Genomic DNA, 24949 nt, shown 5'->3' with positions numbered 1-24949 from the left:
GTCGCCAGCATCTTGGCCAAAATGAGCCATATTCAACCGCCCTATATCGCTGCTTTAGCGAACAAATTCCGTAAAAATTGATTAAGATCACGCCACTTCATAGTTTTTTTAACAATTAATTTGTTAACAAATGCCCAAAACGAGTACACTAATAGGGTTGATTAGCTAACCACCATCCTAGAGCGTCAACACCGAAGCACACATTTCACGAATCGGTTTAAAAGGATGGCAACTCAGTTGCAATGAAACTCATTTTTGAATTGACGATTTAATATACTTCACAAAAAAACAACTGTGATTGAACTTATTTCGTCTATTGTTAATCGAAGTGTAAGCAACTGTCGTATTTCCCATGTGAGTTTTAAAAAAAACTCCACGGATATTGCAGATTTTACTAACCTTATTACACAGTGTTGTTTGTACCCGTCAAAAAATCTTATGACTGGGACTCGCTTGATTGTCTTTTGCAATTGAGCTCAGCTATTCATTAGCTCGTGACTGTGTATCGTTAGCGATAATTTGATTAAATTTTTTTAGGTAAATGACATGCAAAACCCGCACATTCTGATCGTTGAAGATGAAGCAGTTACCCGCAATACGCTGAGAAGTATTTTTGAAGCTGAAGGATATGTGGTAACTGAGGCCAATGATGGCGCAGAAATGCATAAAGCCCTGCAGGAAAATAAAATCAACCTGGTGGTGATGGATATTAACTTGCCTGGTAAAAATGGTTTGCTGTTAGCGCGCGAATTGCGTGAAATCAACAACATTGGCCTGATTTTCTTAACGGGTCGTGATAATGAAGTTGATAAGATCTTAGGTCTGGAAATTGGTGCTGATGACTATATCACCAAGCCATTTAACCCAAGAGAGCTGACTATTCGTGCCCGTAACTTGTTGACTCGTGTTAGCAGCACTGGCCATGACGTTGAAGAAAAGAGTTCAGTTGAATTCTATCGTTTCAACGGTTGGTCTCTGGAAATCAACAGCCGCTCATTGGTGAGCCCACAAGGTGAATCTTACAAGCTGCCACGCAGTGAGTTCCGCGCCATGCTGCACTTTGTTGAGAACCCAGGTAAGATTTTAAGCCGTGCTGACTTACTGATGAAGATGACTGGTCGTGAGCTGAAGCCACACGATCGTACTGTTGACGTGACGATTCGTCGTATCCGTAAGCACTTCGAAAGTCAGCCTGATACGCCAGAAATCATTGCCACCATTCATGGTGAAGGCTACCGTTTTTGCGGTAACTTAGAAGACTAATCACTCGGTGATGTTAAAAACCGCTATCTTGATAGCGGTTTTTTTATGGCTTTTTTCCGTCATCGGCGCAGCCAGTGACTCAAGGCACCGCAATCAATGCGGTGCACTAACGCCCGTTAAACTAGAGTTGACGGTCAAGAAAGTCAGCTATCGATAAATACAAGTGATTGCGGACAGCATTGCCCCGCATCGAATGCTTAGCACCGGGATAGTCGATCATCTGAAATAGCTTGCCTTGATCTTGTAAGGCCTTATAGACCCGGGTGCTATTTTCAAATAAGACGTTGTCATCGGCCATGCCATGATAAATCAGCAATCCCCCTTGGTAATTATCCACATATGGCAACACCGAGGCACGTTTATAGCCATCAGCATTCGTGACGGGATGGCCCATATAGCGTTCAGTGTAATGCGTGTCGTACAAGCCCCAATCCGTGACAGGTGCCCCTGAAATCGCGACCTTAAAGTCTTGTGGCGCTTTGAATTGACTCATCAAGGCCATATAGCCACCATAACTGTGACCAAAAATAGCTATCCGCTCATCGGCGACATACGGCAAATTGCGTAAATACTTCACCCCCACTTGCTGATCTTTGACTTCCAGATCACCCAGATTTTGGTAAATTACATGCTCAAAGCGCGTGCCACGGTTGGCGCTGCCGCGATTATCCAACTGAAAGACTAAATAGCCACGTTGCAGTAAATGCTGAGTAAAGTAATCATGGCTACTCCAACTATTGGTCACCAGTTGCGCATGGGGGCCGCCATACACACGAACCACCACCGGATATTGCTTAGTGGCATCAAAATCCGCCGGTTTAAATAATCGATAGACCAGAGACTGACCATCTTCAGCCGCCAATTGACCAAATTCAGGCAATTGCCATAAACCAAAATACGGAAATAAAGGGTGCTGCTTATCAACGACGTTTTGCTCAACCCAGCTAAGTAATTTGCCTTGGCTATCATGCAGACTCACCTGAGGTGGCTGGGCCAATGAATTAAAGTAATCGAGATAAATTGGGCTGTTTTTGGCGAATACCGGTGCATGCATGCCAGCGCGCTGGCTAACGGCTTCCACTTCGCCACCCTCGAGCGCGACTCGGTAAATCCGCCGCTCAATCACGGTATCTTTACGGCCAGTAAAATACACCCAGCCATTCGCCTCATCGACATATTCGATATTATCGACGGCCCAATCACCTGCGGTTAATTGCTGGAGGAGCTTACCCTGCGCGTCATAGCGGTATAAATGCTTAAAGCCGCTGCGCTCGGATGCCCAAATAAAGCCTGACGATTTAAGAAACGTTAAGTCATCGTGCAAATTAATCCAGGCATCACTGCGTTCAGTTAACAAGGTTTGCACCTGAGCGCTATCGGTTTGCGGCCAAGAGGCTAGGCGTAAGTCCAACTGTTGTTGGCTACGATTTTGCCATTGAAACGTGACCCCAGAGGTATCGGGTAACCACTTGACTCGCGCCAAATAGCCATCGGTTTCGCGGCCTAAATCCACCCAAGTCGTCAAGCCAGAATCAAGGGATAGCACCCCTAATTCAATCAAAACATTGGCCTTGCCAGCATAAGGGTATCGTTGTTCAGTTAGCTTAATGCCATCGGCATAAATTTCATTGCGCGTCACCAATTCCACCGGCGACTCATCAATGCGGGTATAAGCAATAGCACTCTCATCCGGTGCCCACCAATACCCTGTCATCCGTCCCATTTCTTCTTGGGCAACAAATTCAGCCATGCCATTTTTAATGGCATCACCGCCATCGAAGGTCAACTGGCGCTCTTTTGCTTTGGCGAGATCATAGATAAATAGATTTTGATCTTTAATATAAGAAACGTAATGACCTTGTGGCGACACTCTGGCGTCGGTAGCAAAGCCTGATATCGCTAACGGCAACAATTGCTGAGTTGCAACTTGGTACAGATAAAGATTACCGGCAGAAGGGATTAACACACTCTGACCATCACTGGACCAATCGTATTCCATGATGCCCTGACCATAAATACGTTGGCGCTCACGCCTGGCTTTTTCTTCATCGGATAATTCGCTGGCTTTGAGCAAGCTGGCATCGAGTAAGCGGGAATGCTTGCCAGATCCAATATCCATTTGCCATAAATCAAAGAAATGTTGATCATCACTGCGCGGCGCCAGATAGGTCACTCGCTGACCATCGGGTGACAGCTTCAGCCCCCTAGGGCTGTTACCTTCGAGTGCTGGAGAGTCATGCATTCTAGCAATGGCCAACGGCGTGCTGTCGCCAACGGGAGCAGGCAGTGCAGGCGTAAGGGCTTGAGCCGAGAGCGCAAAAGGCATGGCTAAGGCCGCCAGCGGGATCCATTTTCTAGTCATTATTATTCCCTAATGTGAGTAAACTGCCTTGATTCTGCCTGATTCTGAGCAAAAACCAAACTCTGTCGCTGAATTTCGCCCTCGTCTGCGTTATTATCCGCACTATCTCGCGTGAATGACCCTATTTTAAAAATGAAAATGAGGATTTCAGATGCAAACCTTGGCTCAAGTGCTATCGACCCAGCAACTCAGTGCTTCTTTGACGCAAGTCATACATACCTTAGCGAATAGTGCCAAAGACATCAGTCAAGCCGTAAGACACGGGGCCTTAGCTGGCGTGCTTGGAGCGACTGAGCAAGAAAATGTACAGGGAGAGACCCAGAAAAAGCTCGATATCATTACCAACGACATGCTCAAGCAAGCGCTGGCGATAGATAGCCAAGTGAAAGCATTGGCGTCAGAAGAAGAAGATGAGATCGTGGTATTAAATAGCGACGGCTCCTATTTGGTATGTTTCGACCCTCTCGATGGCTCATCAAACATCGATATCAATTCATTGGTTGGCACGATTTTCTCTGTGTTACCGGCCCCTGAAGGCAAGGCCGATCAGCAAAGCTTTTTGCAGCCAGGTCGCGATCAAGTTGCCGCAGGCTATGTGCTTTACGGTCCATCGACCATGCTCGCCTTAACCACAGGTCAGGGAGTGCAATTGTTTACTTTGGATCCTAACAGTCAAGAGTTCTTACTGACTAACCCCGCCATGAGCATCAGCCCAGACACCAGCGAATTTGCCATCAATATGTCAAACCAGCGTTTTTGGGAAGCGCCGATGCAAAGTTACATTAGTGACTTATTGCTAGGTACCTTAGGCCCACGTGCACGTAATTTTAATATGCGTTGGATTGCCGCCATGGTAGGTGATGTTCATCGGGTCTTGTGCCGCGGCGGTATTTTTACCTACCCAAGCGATCATAAAGATCCCAACAAGCCGTTTAAACTCCGCCTCATGTACGAAGCCAATCCAATGGCCTTATTAGTAGAGCAAGCTGGCGGAGTTGCCTCCACCGGTTATGAAGCCATTTTAGATATAGCACCCGAGCATATTCATCAACGCGTGGCCGTCATTTTAGGTTCAGCTAACGAAGTGAATGCCTGCCTTGAGTACCACGGTCAGCATTATGATGATCAAGAGCCTGAGTGCTAATCGCAGATAATTTGCCATAAAAAAATCCGGTAATGACCGGATTTTTTTATGGCAGAATCCCTTATGCAGCAGCCTGCGGCTCATGCTGTTTTTCGGTTTGATCGACGATGGTCAACACCGCCGTATCTCCCACCACATTGCATGAGGTTAAAATCATATCAATCAAACGGTCGAGTGCCGCCACCAAGGCAAAAGCCTCTATCGGCAACCCCATTTGATGAATCAGCACCCCAATCATCACCATACCACCGCCAGGTACGCCGCCGGCGCCAACGGATAATAGGAAGATACTAAACAGTACCGTCGGTACTTGCTCCCACGTAATGGGCATACCAAACGCATTGGCAATAAAGAAAATCGCCACTGTGATGTAAATCGATACCCCGCCCATATTCATGGTGGCACCCAGTGGCACCCCGAACCCTGCTACCGCACGGTTCACCCCAAGCTTTTCGGTTAAGGTGCGCATGGTCACTGGGATGGTGGCGTTAGAGCTAGCGGTCGATAATGAGAACAGCACTTGCTCTTGGGTTTGCTTTCTAAATTTTGCCGCGCTGATAGGCGTAAAGATACCCACGGCGGTTGGGTAAACCACAAACACCCACAACACCAATAGGCCGATGATCAATAACAAGTATTGCAACACGCTTAAAAACACTGCCGCCTCTAAGGTGGCGCCCAACTTAAACATTAAAGCAAAGACACCGATGGGGGCGAGCGACATCACCACCGAGATCAGCTTCATCATGATCTTGTTGGCCGCTTGAAAGCCAGTGACCGCTGACGCTACTGTCGCGCCCATCGACTTCATGACCCCACCCAGCAGCAGTGCCATAAAGATAATTTGGAGCATATTCGCCGAAGCAAAGGCTGCAACCGGATTGCGCGGCACAATGTCGACGAGTAGATTCATTAAGTTAGGCAGTTCAGTCGCGGCCAATGTCACCTCGGCACCACTGCGCATATCGACACCTGAACCTGGGTTGAGCAACAACACCACCGAAAAGGCCGCGGCAATTGATAACAAGGTATTGATAATATAGAAACCAAAGGTTTTAGTGCCTAAGCGACCAAAACTTTTAAGATCTTGCAGCTCGCACACGCCACACACAATACTGATAAACACGAGCGGCACGACCAACATCATGATCATATTCACGAACATGGTGCCAATACCACTGAAAAAGGCCAGCAAATTGTCGCCAAAGAAAGCAATATCACTCAAAAAATATTGCACTATCGAGCCTAAGATTAAGCCAACAACTAGGCCGATAAAAATGCGGACTGACAAGGAACGACTACCCATAAAACCTCTTCCCCACATACGTGAATGCGTATTTATAATTGTATTTTTATCCGTCATCACCCCTGAATAGGCGCCGTATAAACAGCGTCTTAACTCAGTTTGGCTGGATTACTGCTTGGGATAGTGAAACATGCTGGCATAAATATCAACTCGCAAATCCAATAACAAAGCATTTATCTCGGAAGCCATTTTCAGCGAAATGGCGCAAACCATTGTTTTTAAAAGACAATAATGTACACCAATAATTTTATAGATAATCTAAACTTTTACTTAAATAACATTAGTAAAACATAACAAGAACAACAGCTTAAACCAAATCAGTGACTTACTCTGCAATAAGCTGAGCCGACAGGATATAACACCAAATAATCAGCAAAAATAAGCGTGCGAGCAAAAGATTAGCTGAGCAGCAAGGGAGATCATCTAGACAAAAAATGCAGCCTAAGGCTGCATTATTGAGACAAATTACAGTACACGATGGCGTTTAGGCGAGCCATAGCTCGACATCACGAATAATAAAGTTACCGCTATAGACGGGATGATCCTCACCGATGGGCTCAAGCTCGAAAAATTGGCGATACTCTTCTACGAGCCCATCATAGCCACAGATCACCTGATATAACCAATTTTCGCTAGGCCAAGGGAGTTGCTGCTGCTCAAGATATTCAAGCGCCGATTGACGCGAGCCCGACTCAATCACCGCCATAAAATATTGTTCAACCGCTAACTTCAGCGGGTCATCCTCGATGGCAAAATCATCGTTGGCACTGAGCGACAGTAATTGTGGCTCGGCTAGTGGTTTATCGGCTGCAGTTAAATGACTAATGCTTTTAATCTTAGCCACTAACTCAAGCAATTCGGTTTCATGAAGACTGTTATGTACATCCACATGAGCCGGCGCCAGAATGGCATCGGCACGATTAAACAAACTGGATATTTGTTGATGAGCCACATGATTTTCGACCTGATAATCAGGATGCAAATCCGTGTGTAACAACCAGCCTTTTAATAACCGAGTACGGCCTTGAATTTGTCTAAATCGGCCCAGCAATTCGAGTAATCGCCCCTGGACTACCGACAACTCTTGAGCACAATAACTCATTTGATCTTGCAAGCTGGTAACCAGCAAACGTCTCAGCTCGCGAATATCTCCGGCAATATTGGCCAGCTCATCAAAATGGAACATAGCAAGGCCATTGAGCAATTCGGTCACCTGACTCTGGGCCAATTCATTCTCACGAATTTTGGCGCTAATCGAACCGACGTAACCAAACTCGTTATTGATCCGACTCCAGAGCACGCGAATCGCGTAACGCAAGCCTTCGGTAAAACTGAACACATGCTCATTTAAGTCATTAAGATAAGCTTCGGCGGCGCTAAAATCCAAATGGTGACGCGCTTCTTTATAATGCTCGGCTAAGGTCTTGATAGTCGCGAGCGCCGAGCCAACATTGGCGTCAATTTGGCGATTGCGCTCATCGCTGAGACCTTCCTCTAACAGGGCGCGCAAGGTGCGCTTTAAACGCAGCGGCTCTTGCGGCTCCGGTCGCCATAGGATCCCAGCCTTTTGCAACTTGTCGATGACCGTAGGATCATGTTGGCCATCGGTCAAGGAGCCCGCCAAATACACATCCATGATCACATCACTGTGGCGGCCAAGTTGCTTAAGCAACTTAACCCCGGCTTGATGTAAATTGGTGCTCATAGCAAACTCCTCTGAGGCGCAACATCAAGCCAGCTTATCTCCCCAAGCCGATGTAAACTCATGCTCATAGCAAATCCCTCTGGGTCGCGGTTTCAGCTTGCGCCTCCAATTGCAGCCCTTCGGTTTCGTCGATAAAGCGGATCACCTCATAGAGGTAGTCGACTTTACCTGTGGCGATGTAAATTTGCTTCTCTGGGTTTGGTTTAAGTAAATAGCCCAGTTCCACTAAGCGTTTAAACACTAACTTAATCTGTGCATCAACATTGGTCGAGGTCGAGCCAAACAAGCGATATTGGCTGACTTGAGTCAGCTGCTCACGCAGGGCCGGCGTATCTTCAATGCGTGTTTGCAATTCTGGTAAGCGCAGCGCCGAACCTTCAACGAGTGAGGCGTCTTGGCCAGAGGCCTCTTGCATTAACACTAACCATTCCACCATAGGGATAAGCGCTTGACAGATCTCTTTAAACTGCGCCGAAATCACTTTGCGCTCATTCTCACCTAATTGCAGGTAACCGCAAAAAAACACTTCCCCTTCAGAGGCACTACACAAGGTGCGATTTAACTGATTGAGATAGTGCTCTATCTGTTCGCGATTGGCGGCACTTTTCAATGCGCGCCATTGCTCTTCACCACTGGTACGGCAGATAAACTCACCTTGAAGTAACCGCTCAACTAACTCGCTTTGACTCGCCATCAATGTGACTTGATCCATTACACCACCTCTTTTGTGGCCAAGGCCTTCAGTTTCTCTGCCAAGGGATTAATCTTGGGTTTTACCACTTGCAGCTTTCGGGTTTGCTTATTGATGATATAACGATTCGCAAACAGGCTAAGCACCTCAGACTCAGGATTTGGGAAGGCTCCCAACACGCTAATATTATTGTTCTCACAAGCATCAAAGATCTTTTTGACATTGTTATGGTGCAAGGTGCCAAGTTCATCAATCGGCCAGTGCACAGTAACCTCGGCTGGACCACGCAACAGACGTGTAAAGGCCAGTAGAAACTTACATAAGATCAAATACGCCATGCCGTGACTCGAGGATTCATTGAGCTGTCGGTCGGTACGAATAATCAAATCCGAGTTACCTTCTTTGAGGCGTAATTCGATTTCCAGCAACTTGGCCACACCGCCCGTCAAGGCACTGCGACCAATAATGTCGAGCGCACGCCGCATGCTATTAACATAATCTTCATCCGGCAGCCCACTAAACCCTTCGGCTTGCCATTGATGGAATGCTTTAACAAATTGCTCAAGTTCAGGCCAGAACTCAAGTTCACTGATGCGCGAGCGAATACGAACGGCAGACTCAGAGACCCCATCGAGGAACAACTCTTCACCCACTTCACGGGTGATCCGCGCACTTTGACTGGCGATACGGCGATCAATATCGGCCAGAACGTCGTAATAGGCCGTTAAATCGACCCCAAAAATACGACCTTGCTCCCGCAGCGCCGTAATAGATTGCGGCACCATCACATTCAGTAACTGCGCTAAAGCCGGCACGAGTTTACGGTAGTCCAACAAGCGGATCCCCTTGTCGGTGACTAAGGTGGCATCGCTGCGGGCACGCTCCCATGTTTCGGCAAGGCTAGAGCCTGATTTACTAACAATCACGCTATCAAAATGATCGACATATTGTTTTACTGAGTTCAGCAAACTTTCCCGCTTTAGCAGCAACTCATCGCCTTGACGCAGGCGCTCAGAGATACTGCCCGCCGCCTCATCTTGATTGCTTGGCAACTTAATATCCGCCAGCTTACGCAACAATGACCGCAGCTTGGTCAAGTTTTCAGACGCTTCGACCTGAATATTGTCAGATTGGCGTTTATCGGCTTCGAGCTCGGCTCGATGATTTTTTACCGCCTGCATTTTGGTTTTTAATTGCTGCTCAAATGTGGCATAGCTGGCCTTAACTTCGGTCAGTTGCGCCTGCAATTTCGGCTTACGTTGACGCCAGCTGTGTTGATACCAATCATCGTAACGTAACACTTGGCTTCGGCCTTGCTCCGCCGCGACAATTTGCGTTTCAATCGCTTTGATTTGGCGCTTGAGATCTAAGATTTGATCTTCATCGATACCGCGCGATTTCAACTCATTCTTATACCAAGTTTCGCAGGCTTGTAGTTCACTCTTGGCGTGCTGACGACGATGACTGATCTGCTGTTGCTGCTGGGTTAAGGTTAACTCAATAGCACCGATGATCTCTTGCCAAAAAGCCGTCTTCTCCATGCGATTGTCCATCACATCGCTTTGGTGCTGTTGTTGCCACTCTTGCTTATCAGAAGCTAACTGCTTGATTTCAGCTTGCAAAATTACGAGTTGCTTACCCGCTTGCTGCTTGCGCTCTGCCAGCGCGGTATTCACTTGTGCCTGTAAGGTGCGTTTTTCATCAAGTAAACGGCGCAACTCTTCGCGACTGTGCTGATTATGAGCGCGCGCCTGAGTTAACTCTTTAGCCAAGTTATCTAGGGCAGCATTACTTGCCACCAGCAGATCTTCGGCTTGCTGCTGCACCGCTTGAGCGGCGCTGTGGGCATCTTGCCCTTGCTGTAATTGCAAGCGTAATTCTTGCTCTGATGCAGCATAAGCTGGGATATCTAAGCTTTTTAAATCGAGACTTAAGCCGAATAATTCTTGATTGTCTTCATGGCTGCGCACTGGGCGAAGATCGGTGCGGTGCAATAACTCAGGGGCTATCACCTTACCTAGACCGGACTCCCAGCCTGGCGCTTCACGGCGTAAATACTCCAGCAAGGTATGGGATTCAGGGAACAACACATGCTTAATGTCATCAAGGGCCGCGAGCTTTTCATTGACGCGCTTGCTGGCCAGTCGTAAGCCATCATCGGCGCGGTCACGCTCGCTGCGTAGCTTACGCTCCTGGGCACTCAGGCGCTCCAGTTTGGCGGCGCAAACCTCTTGCTCTTCATCGGCATGGCTAATCCGTTCATCAAGCACGGCCAGTGCCAGTTTTTCGGCTTCCGTGTAACTGACACTATCAATTTTTAATTGGTGCGCCGCCATGGCTAATTTGAGCTGGTATTCTTGCTCATGGAACCCAGCCAAGCCTTGTTGTTCAAGGTCGCGACCGGCTTGCGCTATCTGTTCAAGCTCGCTGCGTGCCAGTTCTTTTTGTGCATCCCGTTGCTCACGGCAGCTATCGACATCGGCATGGAGCTTTTCCAATTCACGATTAAGCTGCTCGCCAAGCTCACTGCGACGAGCATTGTAGGCCGCCTCGATATCTTGATGCTTTTCGGTTTGCAGCTTGTGACGATCATTGAGCGCTTGCAGATCCTGTCGCCATTGCGGAATGGTGGCCAATGCCGTTTTCGCAGCATCAATATCAGCGTCCATAAAGGCTTGATATTGATTTTCAATGGCATCGAGCTCGTCCTCGAATTTATTGATATCACCTTTAGCCGCCGATAATTCCAGGTTGAGTTCATCGCGGCTGTCTTTCCATTGCTCATCGAGCTGTTTTAATGCCAGATTCGTGGCCTTAGAATCCAACAAGGCTTGATCTTGGCGCTGCACTTCTAGGCCTTCATCGTGACGATAGCCTTTATGTAAGCTCGCCAGCCTTAACTCGGTGCCTTGTAACTGTTCAAATTCATCGGCTAACTTATCAAATTCGGGACGAATTTGTTCAAACCCTTGAATTAGCTGGCTCTCACGGATCCAAGCTTCGACTCGTTGCGGGTTTAAACGCGAACTCGGAGGATTGACCCCGTCTTCTTCTAAAATCGCCGCCACCATCGACTTAACCGTTTCCATTTTACCTTCTTTGGAATGCACGGCTTTAGCCAGTTTTTCAATGTGGCGCAGCGAAAATTCGGGATCACATAACGCAAACTGACGGGCGTAGGCACGTAATTCTTGGCGGTTTGAGCCAGTGCTTAACAGCGCGCGATCGTTTTGAATAATGGCTCGAAACTCACGGGTATTGAGCAAATTGCTAACCGCAATATTTTGGCGCTTAAACTGACGCCCAAGCTCAGAAGCCGGATAGCAGATAACGTGATCGCCTTGGCGCTGTTTGACATAGTCTTCAAAATTAAAGCCGGTGGCCACAAAGCGGTAATTCACCCCTTTGCCGTCGCCAGCCGAAGATAAAATGGCCTGATACAGCTGCTGATCGCTTTTGCGATACTCATAAATGATATAGCTAGCTTCGTTAGGTAAATACCAACGCTCAAAACTGTCGCGGGTCGAGGGCACCACTCGGCTAGGGTATTCACCATAAAACACCGGCACCAAACGTTGCAGCGTGGTTTTACCCGAAGCATTGGTACCACAAATATTGGTGTGGCCATCAAGGGCCAACTCAACGACACCCGGCAGATGAGTGTCAATTAAAATAATACGATTTAGGCTCGACATGGTATTCCTTGCATGGCCATCAAACTCTGGCACAAAACATAAAATGGCGATTAGGTTGCCAATTTATTCCGTTGCGGTTTATGACATTAACTGTCATCCAGATAGAAAGGTCAATAAGGTAATCCAAAGCCAGTTGCCAAGCAAATGAGGCGGTGGTAATTGCCGTATTTGGCAGCAATTATTGGCTTTTATTGACGATGGGCGGATGGCGAGTCAGACTCGCCATCCGCCCATGGGGTTAGCTAGGATTAAATTGATTGGCGCGACGGGCGTATTCATCACACATGGCCGCGACACTCTCTTCTTCAAAGGGTCTGAGGCCACTAAGTAATAATCGCTTATAGCCATTGCCCACGAGCTGACCTGCGGCATGTATGGCAAAATCTATGTCCACTTGCCCACGCTTACCTTCATGGGACAAACGCGCATCAACCAGCGATAACTCGACCTCATCAAATGCCAGCGTGCTTAAGCTAAACCCCATACGCTCGTAGATCACTAAAGGGCGAGCCGCATTGATCATCACTCCCTGCTCACGCATCAGTGGCATCATGATATGAACAAAGTTAAGCCCAGAAAACGCCACATAACGCCGAATAAACTGTTCGATTTGAGATGCGCTTTGGCTGAGTTCACCTCGCGCATCGGCCTGTAAAAATAACTTGTCATTGTCATCGACAATTTGCATGCAATCGCTCGCTGGCGGTAAGCGCAGCGCTTTGTTAGCCGCCACCATATCAGCAAAGCGAAAATCCATCTGAGAGCGCAGGCCGTTTTGCATCAATAACAGGGCAAACAACAAATCCCCAGGAACACAAAAACGTTTAGCATCAATATCATGAATAGGATTGAAGTCACCGGCAATCGCCTTAGCAAAGTAACTGGCTTGCTCGGCGTTGATTGAGATTAAGCCGTCGTTTTGATTAAAAAATTCATCTAAAAACATCATTATTCTCTTATGTATCCTTAGGGAACTTGCTCATTGACGACAGTGTAACTGCATATATCAAAAACACTCAGCCGATGTCTTAATGATTGCCAAAGCGCAGTGCTCATCTGATAGCATGTTAATGATTCATTGGTACCCCGCCAACAATTAAGTGCATTTTAACAAACAAACTATTTACACCAACCCAAATATAACTATAATGCGAATCATTATCATTTAGCTTAGCACTATTAATTGGAGATATTATGTTCGCAGCCAAACCCTTGCCCTTGTCACTATTAACCATGGCGCTAATGGCCAGTTATTCCTCCCACTTGATGGCCGATGACGCTAGTGTCTTAGAGCAAATCACCATTTTTGGTCAACAAAACCCACTCAATACCGCCCCTGCCAGCGCCCATGAAATTACCCAAGCCGAATTAGACACCTTTAAATACACAGATATCATGCGCACGTTAGCGACCATTCCTGGGATCTACATTCAAGAAGAAGATGGGTACGGCTTACGTCCTAATATCGGCATGCGCGGCACTGGCCAGAATCGCTCTGAAAAAATCACAGTCATGGAAGATGGCGTCTTGGCGGCCCCCGCCCCTTATGCCTCGCCAGCGGCCTATTATTTTCCAACCCCAGGCAGAATGGAGCGGATCGAAGCCATGAAAGGCGGTTCCACCATTCAATATGGCCCACGGACCACCGGCGGTGTCCTCAATTTAGTTTCTCGTAGTATCCCAACCGATGAACTCGCCGGTAACCTCGATGTTGCCCTTGGCCAAGACGGTTTTGCCAAAGCCCATGTATATGGCGGTGGCCAAGGAGAGCAAGTCGGCGCCGTGGCTGAAATTTTTAGATATCAAGCGGATGGATTTAGAGACATCAATCACGTCGGTGGCAATAGCGGCTTTGTACGCACCGATGCATTAGCCAAAGTCAGCCTGCATTCTGACGCGGACGCGACCTATGCCCAGCAATTGCAAATCAAACTGAAATACTCAGATGAAACCTCGAATGAAACCTATATGGGCCTCACCAGTGCCGACTATCATAGCGCGCCATGGAGTCGTTATAGCGCCTCTCAAAATGACCAAATGGTCACGGATCACCAACAACTGCAAGTGAACCATGTGATTGAGTTCAGCCCAGAGCTCAATCTTTCCAGCGTGGCTTATTACAACGCGTTTCATCGCAACTGGTATAAAGTTAATAAAATCAATGGCAAAAGTTTAGCAAGCGGCGGTATCGAGCTAGCTTCAGCGTTCGATGCTGGCACCTCAGGATTGGATAGCCTAGCCGTAGAAGTGAAAGCCAATAACCGTGATTACTTGTCCCAAGGCATACAAACTCAAGTGAACTGGGACGTAGCTCAGCATCAAGTCACAGTCGGGCTGCGCTATCACGAAGATCAAATGGATAGATTCCAATGGGTCGATAATTATCAATTAACCCAGCAGTACCACATGACATTAGCCCCCGAAGATGCCGGCATTCCAGGGACTGACTCGAATCGGATTGACAGCGCTAACGCTTGGGCCATGTTCGTCGAAGACAAGATGAGTTTTGATCAGTTAGCCATCACCTTGGGTATGCGTTACGAAGATATCGAAACTCGTCGCCAAGATTGGGGCAAAACTAATCCAGGCCGAGTGGGCGAGCCAAGCAAAGACATCCGTAATCATTTCGATGCTTTATTGCCCGCCGCGGCCGTGAGCTATGCCATCACAGATCAATGGTTAGTCTTTACTGGGGTGCAAAAAGGCTTTGCTCCCGCCGCGCCTGGCAATAGTGACGGTGACGTTGAGAAAAGCTGGAATTATGAATTAGGGGCGCGATTCAACCAAGATGACTTGCAAGCCGAAGCTGTCGCTTTTTATAGCGACTACAGCAATATGCACGGTAATTGCACCGCGGCTCAAGGGTGTGATGACGACAATATTGGCAATCAATACAATGCCGGTGCCGTCGATGTCAAAGGATTCGAGCTGAGTGGCGGTTATACCCTTAATGCTCAAGGCCAAGTTAGCTTCCCGATTAAGATGGCCTATACCTATACCCAAGCAGAGTTCAGCAATAGCTTCGACTCAGACTTTTGGGGGCAAGTGAATGCTGGCGACGAATTGCCTTACTTACCCAGCAATCAAATGTACCTAAGTATTGGCGCCGAAACAGCGCAGTGGCAGGTGACGGTGGCGGGACGTTACACCAGCGATATCCGCACGGATGCGGGCCATGGTGCCATCCCTAGCGATGAGCTAATCGAGTCAAAGACAGTGGTCGATTTAGCCGCGCGCTACTTTATATCTGAGCAGCAAGAAGTCTATCTGCAGGCCGAAAACCTGTTAGACGAAACGTATATGACAACTCGCATTCATGGCTCTATCTTCTCAGGAAAACCCAGAAGCCTGACCTTAGGATATAGCTACCAGTTCTAATCACCAGCATCAATCAGGCGACCTGGTCGCCTGATTGTTCGCGATAACAACCCCATTTATTCGATTAACTTTTGCCACCAGTTAAGTGGCTGACCACAGTTCTTGGCCGGATGGTAACTCGCGGCTAACGCAGGTTCGGCGACCACATTAGCGCAATCTGACGCCATGGCAACGCCAGAGGTCTTATCAAAATACCCTGTCACTACGCCTTGGGGTGGCAGCATTCTCAAGCTAATCGGTGCTCGCGCGCCTAAAAACGCTTGGTACACCGCCATCGCCCCACTGCTGCCATATAAATTGGTTTTGCCATTATTATCAAGCCCCACCCAAATGGCGGCGACATTGCGCTCATCAAACCCAGCAAACCATGCATCACGACCATCATTACTGGTGCCAGTCTTACCCGCGAGGGTCACGTTGGCAAACTGTTGCCCCAATCGTTTAGCCGTGCCCTTTTCAACCACTTGGGTCATGGCGTACTTCACCAAATAATCTGCCCCCGCAGGAATAGCGCTGCCGGCATCGACATCGCGCCCTATGATGGCCTGGTTATTGGTATCTAACACATGCGTGACCGCGTGCAATTGGCGATAACGGCCACCGTCCGCCAAGGTTTGATAGACCTGAGCCACCATCAGGGGCGAGCCGTCGATTGCGCCGAGAAAAATCGACGGATAGTCGCTGATGGCGCCATTCCATCCCGCGCGAGTTAAGGTGTCTTTGACAGCATCAATCCCCAATGCCATCCCTAAATTCACCGTTGGCACATTCATCGATTGACTCAGTGCCTGCAACAAGCTGACTTCGCCACTGAAGGTTTTAGTGACATTTTGCGGCGACCAAGTCGTGCCCTGACCATTATTCAAGGTGATGGGCTGATCGGTTAATGGCGTCATTAAGTTATAGCTGGCTTGCTCCAATGCCGTCACATACACGAAGGGCTTGACTAAAGATCCTATCGGTCGACGAATATCGGCGGCGCGATCAAAACCGGCAAATCCTGGGAGGCGATCACCGACCATGGCCGCAATGCCCGCACTATATTTATCGGTCACCACCATGCCAGCCTGAATATCCTGCGCGCGCTTATCTAATTGCTTCATGGTTTGTGATACCGCCTTTTGAGCCGCTTCCTGCGCCAGGGGATCTAGAGTGGTATACACCTTGATCCCCGACTGCGTTAATAAGGCATCGCCATAGCGACTGGCTAACTCTCGCTTTACCTGAGCAAAAAACGCCGGCAGCCGCGCCCTTACCGGCTTAGACTCTTTACGAATACTCAAGGGCGTATCCACCGCCGCGATATAGTCATTAACGCTAATTTTATTATTTTCCATCAGCAACTTAAGCACTAGATTGCGACGCTCTAACGCCCGTTCTGGATAGCGCCAAGGGTTGTAGTAAGAGGGGCCTTTAATGGAAGCAATTAAAAACGCCTGTTGCGCCAAGGTGAGTTCAGCCACTGGGCGGCCAAAATAAAATTGCGAAGCCAAGCCAATGCCATGAACCGCACGCGACTTATCTTGGCCCATATACACTTCGTTTAAATACGCTTCGAGGATTTCTTGCTTGCTGTATCTAAAATCAATGATCAGCGCCATTAAAGCTTCACGAATTTTACGTTCGAGCGAGCGCTCACTGCTTAAAAAGAAGTTTTTCGCTAGCTGCTGAGTAATGGTCGAGCCCCCTTGCACCGTGCGCCCAGCACTCATATTAACCATGGCGGCTCGGATGATCGCAATCGGGTTAATGCCGTGGTGCTCATAGAAACTTCGATCTTCCACCAGCAGTAATGACTCCACCAAATACTGCGGCATTTCGGCGGTAGGCACGAACAATCGATCCTCACCGTCGGTGGCAATGATCCGATCGAGTAGCACAGGCTCTAAATAAAACACCGCCAACTGGCGGTTATCGGACATCCGTGCCACCGAGGTTAATCCTTGACTATCGAAGCTCAGCATCACCTGTTGCTCAGGCTGTTTGCCATCGGGATGTAAAAAGGGACGACGCCATAATTGGATCCGCGTCGATGACGCCGAAAACTCCCCGACCTGTCGTGGGTTAGCCACCTTGCGATAACCAAGCAAGAGCAACTCTTCAATCACTTGTTGATGACTAATGGCGGCCCCTGGATATAAGGCCATCGGCCGACTAAACACTTGCGCAGGCAAATACCATTTTTGCCCTTCAAATTTACTGGCAATAATCTGATCTAAATAAATGCAGTAGCTCGCCACCAGCACCGTGACCACCAAGCCTAATTTCCAGCTGAAAGACAGCAAGCGTCGCAGCAAGCTAGGCGCCGGCGAACCTCGAGATTGGCTCCGTGATTTTTTCGCCTTAGGCGCCGCTTTCAATGTCGCCCCAGCCTTGGTCTTGGGCTTGGTTGCTGTGGTACTTTTTTTAACTGTCATAAATCCTGTCTATTCACACTAGGCCGGTAACTTTCTTGAACTTAACCAGTGGCTAAGCTCTGGTGGCAACGAATTACATTATCCCAGATCGCTCGGCAACTTGATACCAGCGCATGCCTGCGTCATGGTGCAACTTAATCCTTGGCAGCCAATTGCTGCGTGCGTTTTTTGGTGTGCTTGGTCGGGGCACAAGATTGCGGATCGTCAGGCCATAAATGCTTAGGATAACGCCCCTTCATCTCTTTTTTAACCTCGAGGTAGGGGCCGGCCCAGAAGCTGGCGAGATCTTGCGTCAAGGCCAAGGGTCGGCGCGCCGGAGACAATAACTCCATGGTCACCGCTAGCTGGCCATTAGCCACCGAGGGGCTTTGTGCCATGCCCAAAGCCTCTTGTAAGCGTACACTCAATAAGGCTCGGCCGGCTTCATCGTACCGGATCGGCGCCCGACTGCCGGTTGCCATCGGCCAAGATTCAGGTAAATAGTGCTGCAGCGTCTGCCGTAAGGGCCAAGGAATCGCGGCTTGCAAAATATCCAATATATTCAACTTGGCCAATTGTGCCAAGCTGTTGATATTAACTACATAAGGAGCCAGCCACTGATCCAGCGTCGCCAATAAGGCGCCATCACTCATGTCAGGCCATTGATGCTGGTTATCCCATTGATGGGCCAACGCGAGGCGCAGCTGTAACTGCTTAACCTCATCGGTCATGGCCAACAAGCCTAGCCCCTTGCGAGCCACTTGTTGTAATAAGGCTTGCTGGACCATCAATGAGTCAAATTGGGTCAAGACTTGCTCTCGCCAGACGACTTGGCCAATGCGCCATTCACGACGACCACACACGCGCTGACTTTGGTCATCAAACGCTAAGACTGACTGCGCACTGACGAGGTGAGCCAAGGTATCGCCAAAGCGCGCGGCATCCAGTGGACTGGCTAAATACACCCGGCCGGCACTCTGGCCTTGATGCTGCTGAAAATCCGCCACCACCAGCCATTGCTGCTGACTCAGCGCTGCCGACTCGAGCGTAACGCCGGTGCCATTGGCGAGAACAAAGCCGTCACTGGAGCGACGCTTGGCAATGCGATCAGGAAAGGCTAGCGCCAATAATAGCCCGATATCATGCGGGTGAGCGCGAGCGCTAGCCTCATTGAGGTTGCCATTGGCCCCCAACTTTTTTAACCATTGACGCGCCTGAGTGGCCAGTTGTCCGCTTTGCGCCACCGTTAAATAATCATAAATGTCGGCGCCTTTGGTCGGCAAACCGCGTGCCTCAATAATACTCGCCAGCAAGCAGGCTAATGCCGGGAAATGCCCTTGCTCGGGCTGCTTTGCTAATGTGACCGCGGCCAGCAACATATGGGCTAATCGCGGCGCGCAGCCAAGCCCATGGGCAAGGCGTCCGAGCTTGGTCTGCTTATGTTGCTCATCCACCAAGGTTAAATCTTGCAATAATTGCCAAGCTTGCTGCTCATGAATGGGCGGTGCTGCTGTCAATAAGGGCAATTCATTGAGCTGGCGCACGCCCCATTGACTGGCATCTAAGGCCATTTGACTCAGATCAGCATGTAAAATTTCGGCATCATCAACGATCGCCTGGCGATCAAACTCGGCGCTCGGCCATAAACGAATGCAAACCCCAGGCGCAGTTCGACCCGCACGCCCACTACGCTGAAGGGCGGATGCCTGACTGATACGCTTTAACCGCAGTAAACTTACGCCGGATCTCGGTTGGTAACTGGCTTGTTTTTGCCAACCACTATCCACCACCATGGTCACGCCGGCAATGGTTAAACTCGATTCAGCCACATTGGTGGCTAACACCACCTTAGTGCGGCCAAGGGCATCATCTGCCAAGGCGAGATCTTGCGCCGTTGACGACATGGCGCCATATAACGGCACCACTAAAAAACGCTGACTATCGAGACGCTCGCTCAACATGTGCTGCAACTTATTGATTTCAGCTTTGCCGGGTAAAAATGCCAATACATGACCGGCCAGTGGTGGTTGTGCGACTAGTGAGGTGATCACCCGCCCCATGTGAGGCAACCATTCGGCCGCCACTTTTGGCGCGTGATAATCAATGCTGACCGGATACATGCGGCCTTCCGAGCTGATATTGGCCGCATTGGGCATCAATTGCGCTAACGGTAAGCCTGATAAGGTGGCTGACATTGCCACTAAGATTAAGTCTTCACGAAAAGTCGACTGCACTTCCAGCGCCAGTGCTAGCGATAAATCCGTGGTGAGGTGACGCTCATGAATTTCATCAAAAATCACCAGCGCGACCCCGCTGAGTTCGGGATCGGCTTGGATCATCCGCGTAAGCACGCCTTCAGTCACAATTTCCAGACGCGTATGGCTGCTTATCCGCGTTTCGCCGCGCACCCGATACCCGACCTCATTCCCCACCGCCTGTTGACGTTGTTGTGCAATAAAATGGGCAATGGCTCGCGCCGCAACGCGTCTGGGCTCAAGCATGATGATGCGACCGTTAATTTCGGACCAATCTAACATGGCGAGCGGCAGCGCCGTCGATTTACCCGCCCCGGTGGGAGCTTCTAAAATGACTTGATTTGAGCGAGTGATGGCCGCACGGATCGTCGGCAATAAATCATGGATAGGTAGCTGGGACAAAATTGCGGCTTATTAACGATACAATCGCATCAGTGTACTCATTCTCAACCACAGATGCCACGACTGCTCTCTTAGCCTATCGCTTGCTGACTGTCCTTTAGCGAACTGAGCGCCATCGGCTTAGCAAAATGATAACCTTGGCCATAATCCACCCCAAGCCGCGCCAGCAGCAGAGCGATATCATTATCTTCAACAAATTCACCAATGGTGACAAAATGCATGTCTTGGCCTAGCTGACAAATGGCGCGCACAATCGCTTGATCATCTTTGCTGTGACAAAGGTTTTTCACAAATTGGCCATCAATCTTCACCACATCTAAATCCCACAGTTTCAGGTAAGAGAAGCTGGAAAAGCCCGCACCAAAATCATCTAACGCCAATTTGCAACCATATTGGCGCACCATCAGAATAAAGTCACTGGCCAGCTCTAACTGACTAAGGGCCGCGGTTTCGGTGATTTCAAAGCAGAGTTTACTGGCAAACTGTGGCGCTGACTGTAATTTCAACTCCAGCCATTGCAAAAAGGTTTTATCCCCTAACGAGGTGGCGGACAAGTTAACCGACACCATATTTAAGCTATTCCAAATAGGGGCATTCCTTTCAGCCCACTCCAAAAGATTATTCACCACCCTGCTATCGACTCGCGCCGCCAAATTATAACGCTCAGCCGCTGGTAAGAAGGTATCTGGCGATAACACCTTACCATCGGGCGCCACGAGCCGCAGTAAGATCTCCATATGCAAGCCAGATTCATGCCCTTGCAAGGGAACGATCGGCTGAAAATAGAGTGTAAAGTCGTCGCGATTTAATGCCGATAAAATGTCGGTACTGGCCAACATCTCATTTTGTAATTTATGCATTCTCGGATCGTTATTGTCATAGAAATGCCAGCCATTACGTCCCATTTCTTTGGCAAGACTACACGCGGCATCGGCATGACTCATCACATGATAGATATCGGCATCGGATCGATCGATTTTAGCCAAGCCCATGCTGACACTGACGCTGTGTTGACGGCCCTGCCAAATGAACTCATGATTGGCAATTTGCTGGCAGATCCGTCCGGCAATTAAGCTGGAAGACTCGACATTGGCTTGATGCATTAAGATCGCAAATTCATCGCCGCCGAGTCGAGCCACCACATCACCGCGACGCACCAATTGCTTTAAGCGCATGGCCACTTGACACAATAATTTATCCCCAGCCATATGGCCGCTAATGTTATTGACCACTTGAAACTGATCTAAATCGAGAAAAGCTACGCATGCTGGTGCGCTATTATCTTCACTTATCATTTGCGCTAGCAAGGCCTCGAAATGCCAACGATTGGCTAATCCGGTCAACGGATCGTAATTGGCTTGAAAGGATAATTCCGCTGCCAATCGGTGCTGTTCACTGATGTCTTCCGCTAAAAGGACAATCGAGTCGGGGGCATTTTGCATTTTGCTAAAGTTGAGCCGCTGCCAACTCTGCCGCGTAGAGGCAAGATTCGGTTTGTTGATTTTAAAGGCGACGTCACACCAGGATTGATGCAGAACACCATCACGCACCATTTTAATCGCATCGGTGAGCACCACCTTTTCGCTTTCTGGTAGCAAACTCGTCAAGTCCTGCCCCTCAAAGACCCCGAGACTATGACGTGCCACTTGATTGAGTAACGATAAACGATTTTGATTATCGATGACGGCGCATGCCAGAGGGAGTTGATTGAACAGTGATTGATATTTATGCTCACTTTCCAGTAACGCATTGGCGATGCGAGTGAGTTCAAGCGCGGAGGAAATCAGGGTTTGGGTATGGTTCAGCTCTTGAATAAAACTCTCAGACCAGTTTCGCGGTTGGCGGCTGACGGCCCCCAATGCCAGTTTAGTATCACCAAAACAAATGGGCGCCAACACCATGAGGCCTTGAACTTCCCACTGTTTCAATAGCATTTTTTCCTGCCTAGCCATACTGGGCAAGCTATTGACATCGTCAATAATGACTGGCTCACCTGCACGAATTAATTTTCTAAAATACTCTAAGCGCGCTAACGGCCAATCGCGGCTCTGCATGCCGGCAGCATGTTTGGTATACAGCTGGTGTGGACGTAAGCGATGCAAACCTGACTGATCAGGCAGCCCCAACACAAACACCCCATCACAATCCAGCTGCTCTGTGATTGCTTGCAGTGCTTTATCTACATTTTGGCTGAGCGTGGCGCTAGGTCCATGACTAAAAATGTCCTGCAGCATCCGTTGTAATAGCTGTCCTTGCATGCCATGTCGCTTTGTTAAGTCCTTTCAGCTAAGCATAGCGCTAAATATAACTACTGCACTCATTCATGCGAGAATTGTTCATCAATTTGAAAGCTAGCAGTTTTTTAGTGTAGCGGCCGTGCTCAAGGAAAAGTGTCACCGCTCGGGATGGCTGCTACTCAGGAAGAGTTGATTGCGATGACCGCTGAGCGCTCGGTCAGACGAGCGTCACCTAAAGGCTTATGCATCTCGATGCATGGCAAGTTGAAGCCTTTGGGGGAATGATAGACGCTGTTGCGCTCCAGCCCGCTTCCACCGAATCCTAGACTTCGGTAAAACGGCGCCGCATTAATTGTTGATTCTAAGCGAATTTCTTTAAGGCCATGACTAATGGCTAATGACTCTAAATACAAATACATAGCTTTGCCAACCCCGGTTCTCATCACCTCAGGATGAACAAACAGGGCTTCTAACTTCGCTAAATTTAAATCAATAAACCCCGTCGCCAAGATCCGGCCTGCAATTTCCAGAACATAAAACTCGGTGGCCACCACATGCAAAAACCAACTAGGGCACTCCCCTTCCGTCCACAGCTCGAGTAATTCATCCTCATAAAAACCCTTGCAACCCGTTAAAATGGCGGCATTTCTTAAGGCAAAACAAGCCAAGCCATCTTCGGCTCGAGCTTTTCTTATCAACATTCACGCTCCTTTGACGGGGCGAACCTCTCGCCCCGTGCTCTGATTACGCCTTCAATAGCTCTGCCACTGTGAGCACGCCGTGCGCCGTGGCCCCGGCAGCATGCAAAGACGAGGCTGAGTCTTCAAATGCCGCGGCTAAATCCATATGCAACCACTGACAGTTTGGGCTCACAAAGCGCCATAAGAAACCTGCCGCATTCGATGCGCCGCCGGCGCCGCCACCCTTCATCGGCCGACTATTGGCCGTGTCCGCATACGCCGAAGGACACATATCCTTATGCCATGGTGCTAATGGCAATGGCCACACTTGCTCATCCACTGCAGCCGCTTTTTGTTGAGTGGCCAGCAATAACGCCGGTTCAGGCGAAAAAATCGCATTGTAGCTGCGCCCTACCGCCATCACCGCAGCCCCCGTCAGAGTCGCCGCATCAATCACTAACTTGGCGCCAGACTCACAGGCCGCTTGCAGGCCATCGGCCAAGACCAGGCGCCCCTCTGCATCAGTATTGACCACTTCAACACTCACGCCATTTTTATAGGTTAAAATATCCCCAAGCTTATATGCTCGACCGCTGATCAAGTTTTCGGCGCAACATAGATACAGCTTTACTCGCTGCTGCAAGCCACGACTAATGGCTAATCCTAAGCCGGCGGTCACCGTCGCGGCACCGCCCATATCGCACTTCATGGTGAGCATCCCTTCTGATGGCTTGATACTGTAGCCACCGGAATCAAAGGTAATGCCTTTACCCACTAAGGCCACGGCCACTGGGGCATCGGCGCCCAACGGGTTGTAATCCAGCTCTAATAACGCCGGCGGCCTTTCACTCCCACGACCCACCGCATGTATGCCTATCCAGCCATGCGCTAAAAGCGCTTCACCTTCTATGACCCGATAACTCACCTGATCTGGGGCTAATTGCGCCAACCATTTTGCGGCGGAATGCGCTAGCACTAACGGCGATAGGTTTTCCGGCGTGTCATTGACCAGATCACGCGCAAAACCAGCGCAGGCGGCCCGCAGAGTTAACTCCCTGACATCGGCCTCATCGCCAGTCCATGCCAATTCAAAATCATTTTTGGCGCAATAAAACCCTTGGCCAAAGCGCCATTGCTGCTCAAGCGACCACGTCCCCGCTAGTGCGACCTGATGAATACCGAGACTGCGTAATTTTCTGGCGGCTTTTTGAATTTGGCGTAATTCATCACTGCCACTGATTAAATGAATGCTCGCTTCTGGACCTTGCCCCTTATCGTTAAAGATAACATCGGCCTGTCCCCAAGCTGCTGGAGCCGCTTCACGGCATAACTTGACCCGCATTGTCGTGCTTTGCATAAACCTATCCTTCGGTGTTGTTTTTGATTATAGCTGTACTCTAACTTGCCCAAGACTCTATTGCCACTTACCCTAGGG

14 protein-coding genes are annotated in these 24949 nt (G+C 49.1%); 3 read left to right on the top strand and 11 right to left on the bottom strand.

From position 1 onward, the window contains the following. Positions 1 to 546 precede the first annotated feature (546 nt). Positions 547 to 1263, top strand: a complete 717-nt coding sequence (gene arcA / locus KU855_RS00480; protein WP_218528374.1) for a two-component system response regulator ArcA — start codon at positions 547 to 549, stop codon at positions 1261 to 1263. A 121-nt stretch (positions 1264 to 1384) separates the two neighbouring features. On the opposite strand, the gene KU855_RS00475 is transcribed toward arcA, so the two are convergent. Further along, positions 1385 to 3625 (bottom strand): S9 family peptidase, encoded by a 2241-nt coding sequence (locus KU855_RS00475; protein ID WP_218528373.1) that lies wholly within the window; start codon positions 3623 to 3625, stop codon positions 1385 to 1387. A 151-nt stretch (positions 3626 to 3776) separates the two neighbouring features. Here KU855_RS00475 and KU855_RS00470 point away from each other — a divergent pair, with 151 nt between their 5' ends. Then, positions 3777 to 4769: a class 1 fructose-bisphosphatase gene (locus KU855_RS00470; protein ID WP_218528372.1), complete on the top strand. Its 993-nt coding sequence runs from the start codon at positions 3777 to 3779 to the stop codon at positions 4767 to 4769. 61 nt (positions 4770 to 4830) lie between these two features. Here KU855_RS00470 and KU855_RS00465 read toward each other — a convergent pair whose 3' ends face one another. The 5 genes from KU855_RS00465 to KU855_RS00445 all read right to left on the bottom strand — a co-directional run bounded on the left by KU855_RS00465 (position 4831) and on the right by KU855_RS00445 (position 13115). Next, positions 4831 to 6075 carry a dicarboxylate/amino acid:cation symporter gene (locus KU855_RS00465; protein WP_218528371.1) on the bottom strand — a complete coding sequence of 415 codons (1245 nt, stop codon included), beginning with the start codon at positions 6073 to 6075 and terminating at the stop codon, positions 4831 to 4833. Positions 6076 to 6559: 484 nt separating this feature from the next. Further along, a complete protein-coding gene (locus KU855_RS00460; protein ID WP_218528370.1) occupies positions 6560 to 7780 on the bottom strand; it encodes a phosphoenolpyruvate carboxylase in 1221 nt (406 codons plus the stop codon). A gap of 64 nt (positions 7781 to 7844) precedes the next feature. Next, positions 7845 to 8492: a hypothetical protein gene (locus tag KU855_RS00455; protein ID WP_218528369.1), complete on the bottom strand. Its 648-nt coding sequence runs from the start codon at positions 8490 to 8492 to the stop codon at positions 7845 to 7847. Continuing rightward, complete coding sequence (locus KU855_RS00450; RefSeq protein ID WP_218528368.1) at positions 8492 to 12166, bottom strand: ATP-binding protein; 3675 nt, start codon at positions 12164 to 12166, stop codon at positions 8492 to 8494. Before KU855_RS00450 ends, KU855_RS00455 begins: the two co-directional genes overlap by 1 nt. A gap of 238 nt (positions 12167 to 12404) precedes the next feature. Next, entirely contained in the window at positions 12405 to 13115 is a 711-nt protein-coding gene (locus KU855_RS00445) for a DUF3581 family protein (protein ID WP_371316295.1), read from the bottom strand. A gap of 245 nt (positions 13116 to 13360) precedes the next feature. Here KU855_RS00445 and KU855_RS00440 point away from each other — a divergent pair, with 245 nt between their 5' ends. After that, positions 13361 to 15544 (top strand): TonB-dependent receptor domain-containing protein, encoded by a 2184-nt coding sequence (locus KU855_RS00440; protein ID WP_218528367.1) that lies wholly within the window; start codon positions 13361 to 13363, stop codon positions 15542 to 15544. A 56-nt stretch (positions 15545 to 15600) separates the two neighbouring features. Here the strand turns inward: KU855_RS00440 and mrcB are convergent, their stop codons facing one another. The 5 genes from mrcB to pepB form a co-directional block, all read right to left on the bottom strand. Beyond that, the gene (gene mrcB, locus KU855_RS00435) at positions 15601 to 17961 is read right to left on the bottom strand and encodes a penicillin-binding protein 1B (protein ID WP_218528366.1); all 2361 of its coding nucleotides are present in this window, start codon (positions 17959 to 17961) and stop codon (positions 15601 to 15603) included. A gap of 134 nt (positions 17962 to 18095) precedes the next feature. After that, on the bottom strand, positions 18096 to 20597 hold the full coding sequence (hrpB, locus tag KU855_RS00430) for an ATP-dependent helicase HrpB (RefSeq protein ID WP_218528365.1): 2502 nt from the start codon (positions 20595 to 20597) through the stop codon (positions 18096 to 18098). A 71-nt stretch (positions 20598 to 20668) separates the two neighbouring features. Continuing rightward, positions 20669 to 22855, bottom strand: coding sequence for an EAL domain-containing protein (locus KU855_RS00425; protein ID WP_218528364.1), 2187 nt, complete (start codon positions 22853 to 22855; stop codon positions 20669 to 20671). A gap of 158 nt (positions 22856 to 23013) precedes the next feature. Beyond that, positions 23014 to 23535, bottom strand: a complete 522-nt coding sequence (locus KU855_RS00420; RefSeq protein WP_218528363.1) for a GNAT family N-acetyltransferase — start codon at positions 23533 to 23535, stop codon at positions 23014 to 23016. 43 nt (positions 23536 to 23578) lie between these two features. Beyond that, the gene (gene pepB, locus KU855_RS00415) at positions 23579 to 24871 is read right to left on the bottom strand and encodes an aminopeptidase PepB (RefSeq protein WP_218528362.1); all 1293 of its coding nucleotides are present in this window, start codon (positions 24869 to 24871) and stop codon (positions 23579 to 23581) included. Between the last annotated feature and the right edge of the window lie 78 nt (positions 24872 to 24949).

It is taken from the genome of Shewanella sp. NIFS-20-20 (genome assembly GCF_019209865.1).
Classification (GTDB): Bacteria; Pseudomonadota; Gammaproteobacteria; order Enterobacterales; family Shewanellaceae; genus Shewanella.
The sequence above is the reverse complement of the archived record's forward strand: the minus strand, read 5'-3'. Positions and strand labels throughout refer to the sequence as shown.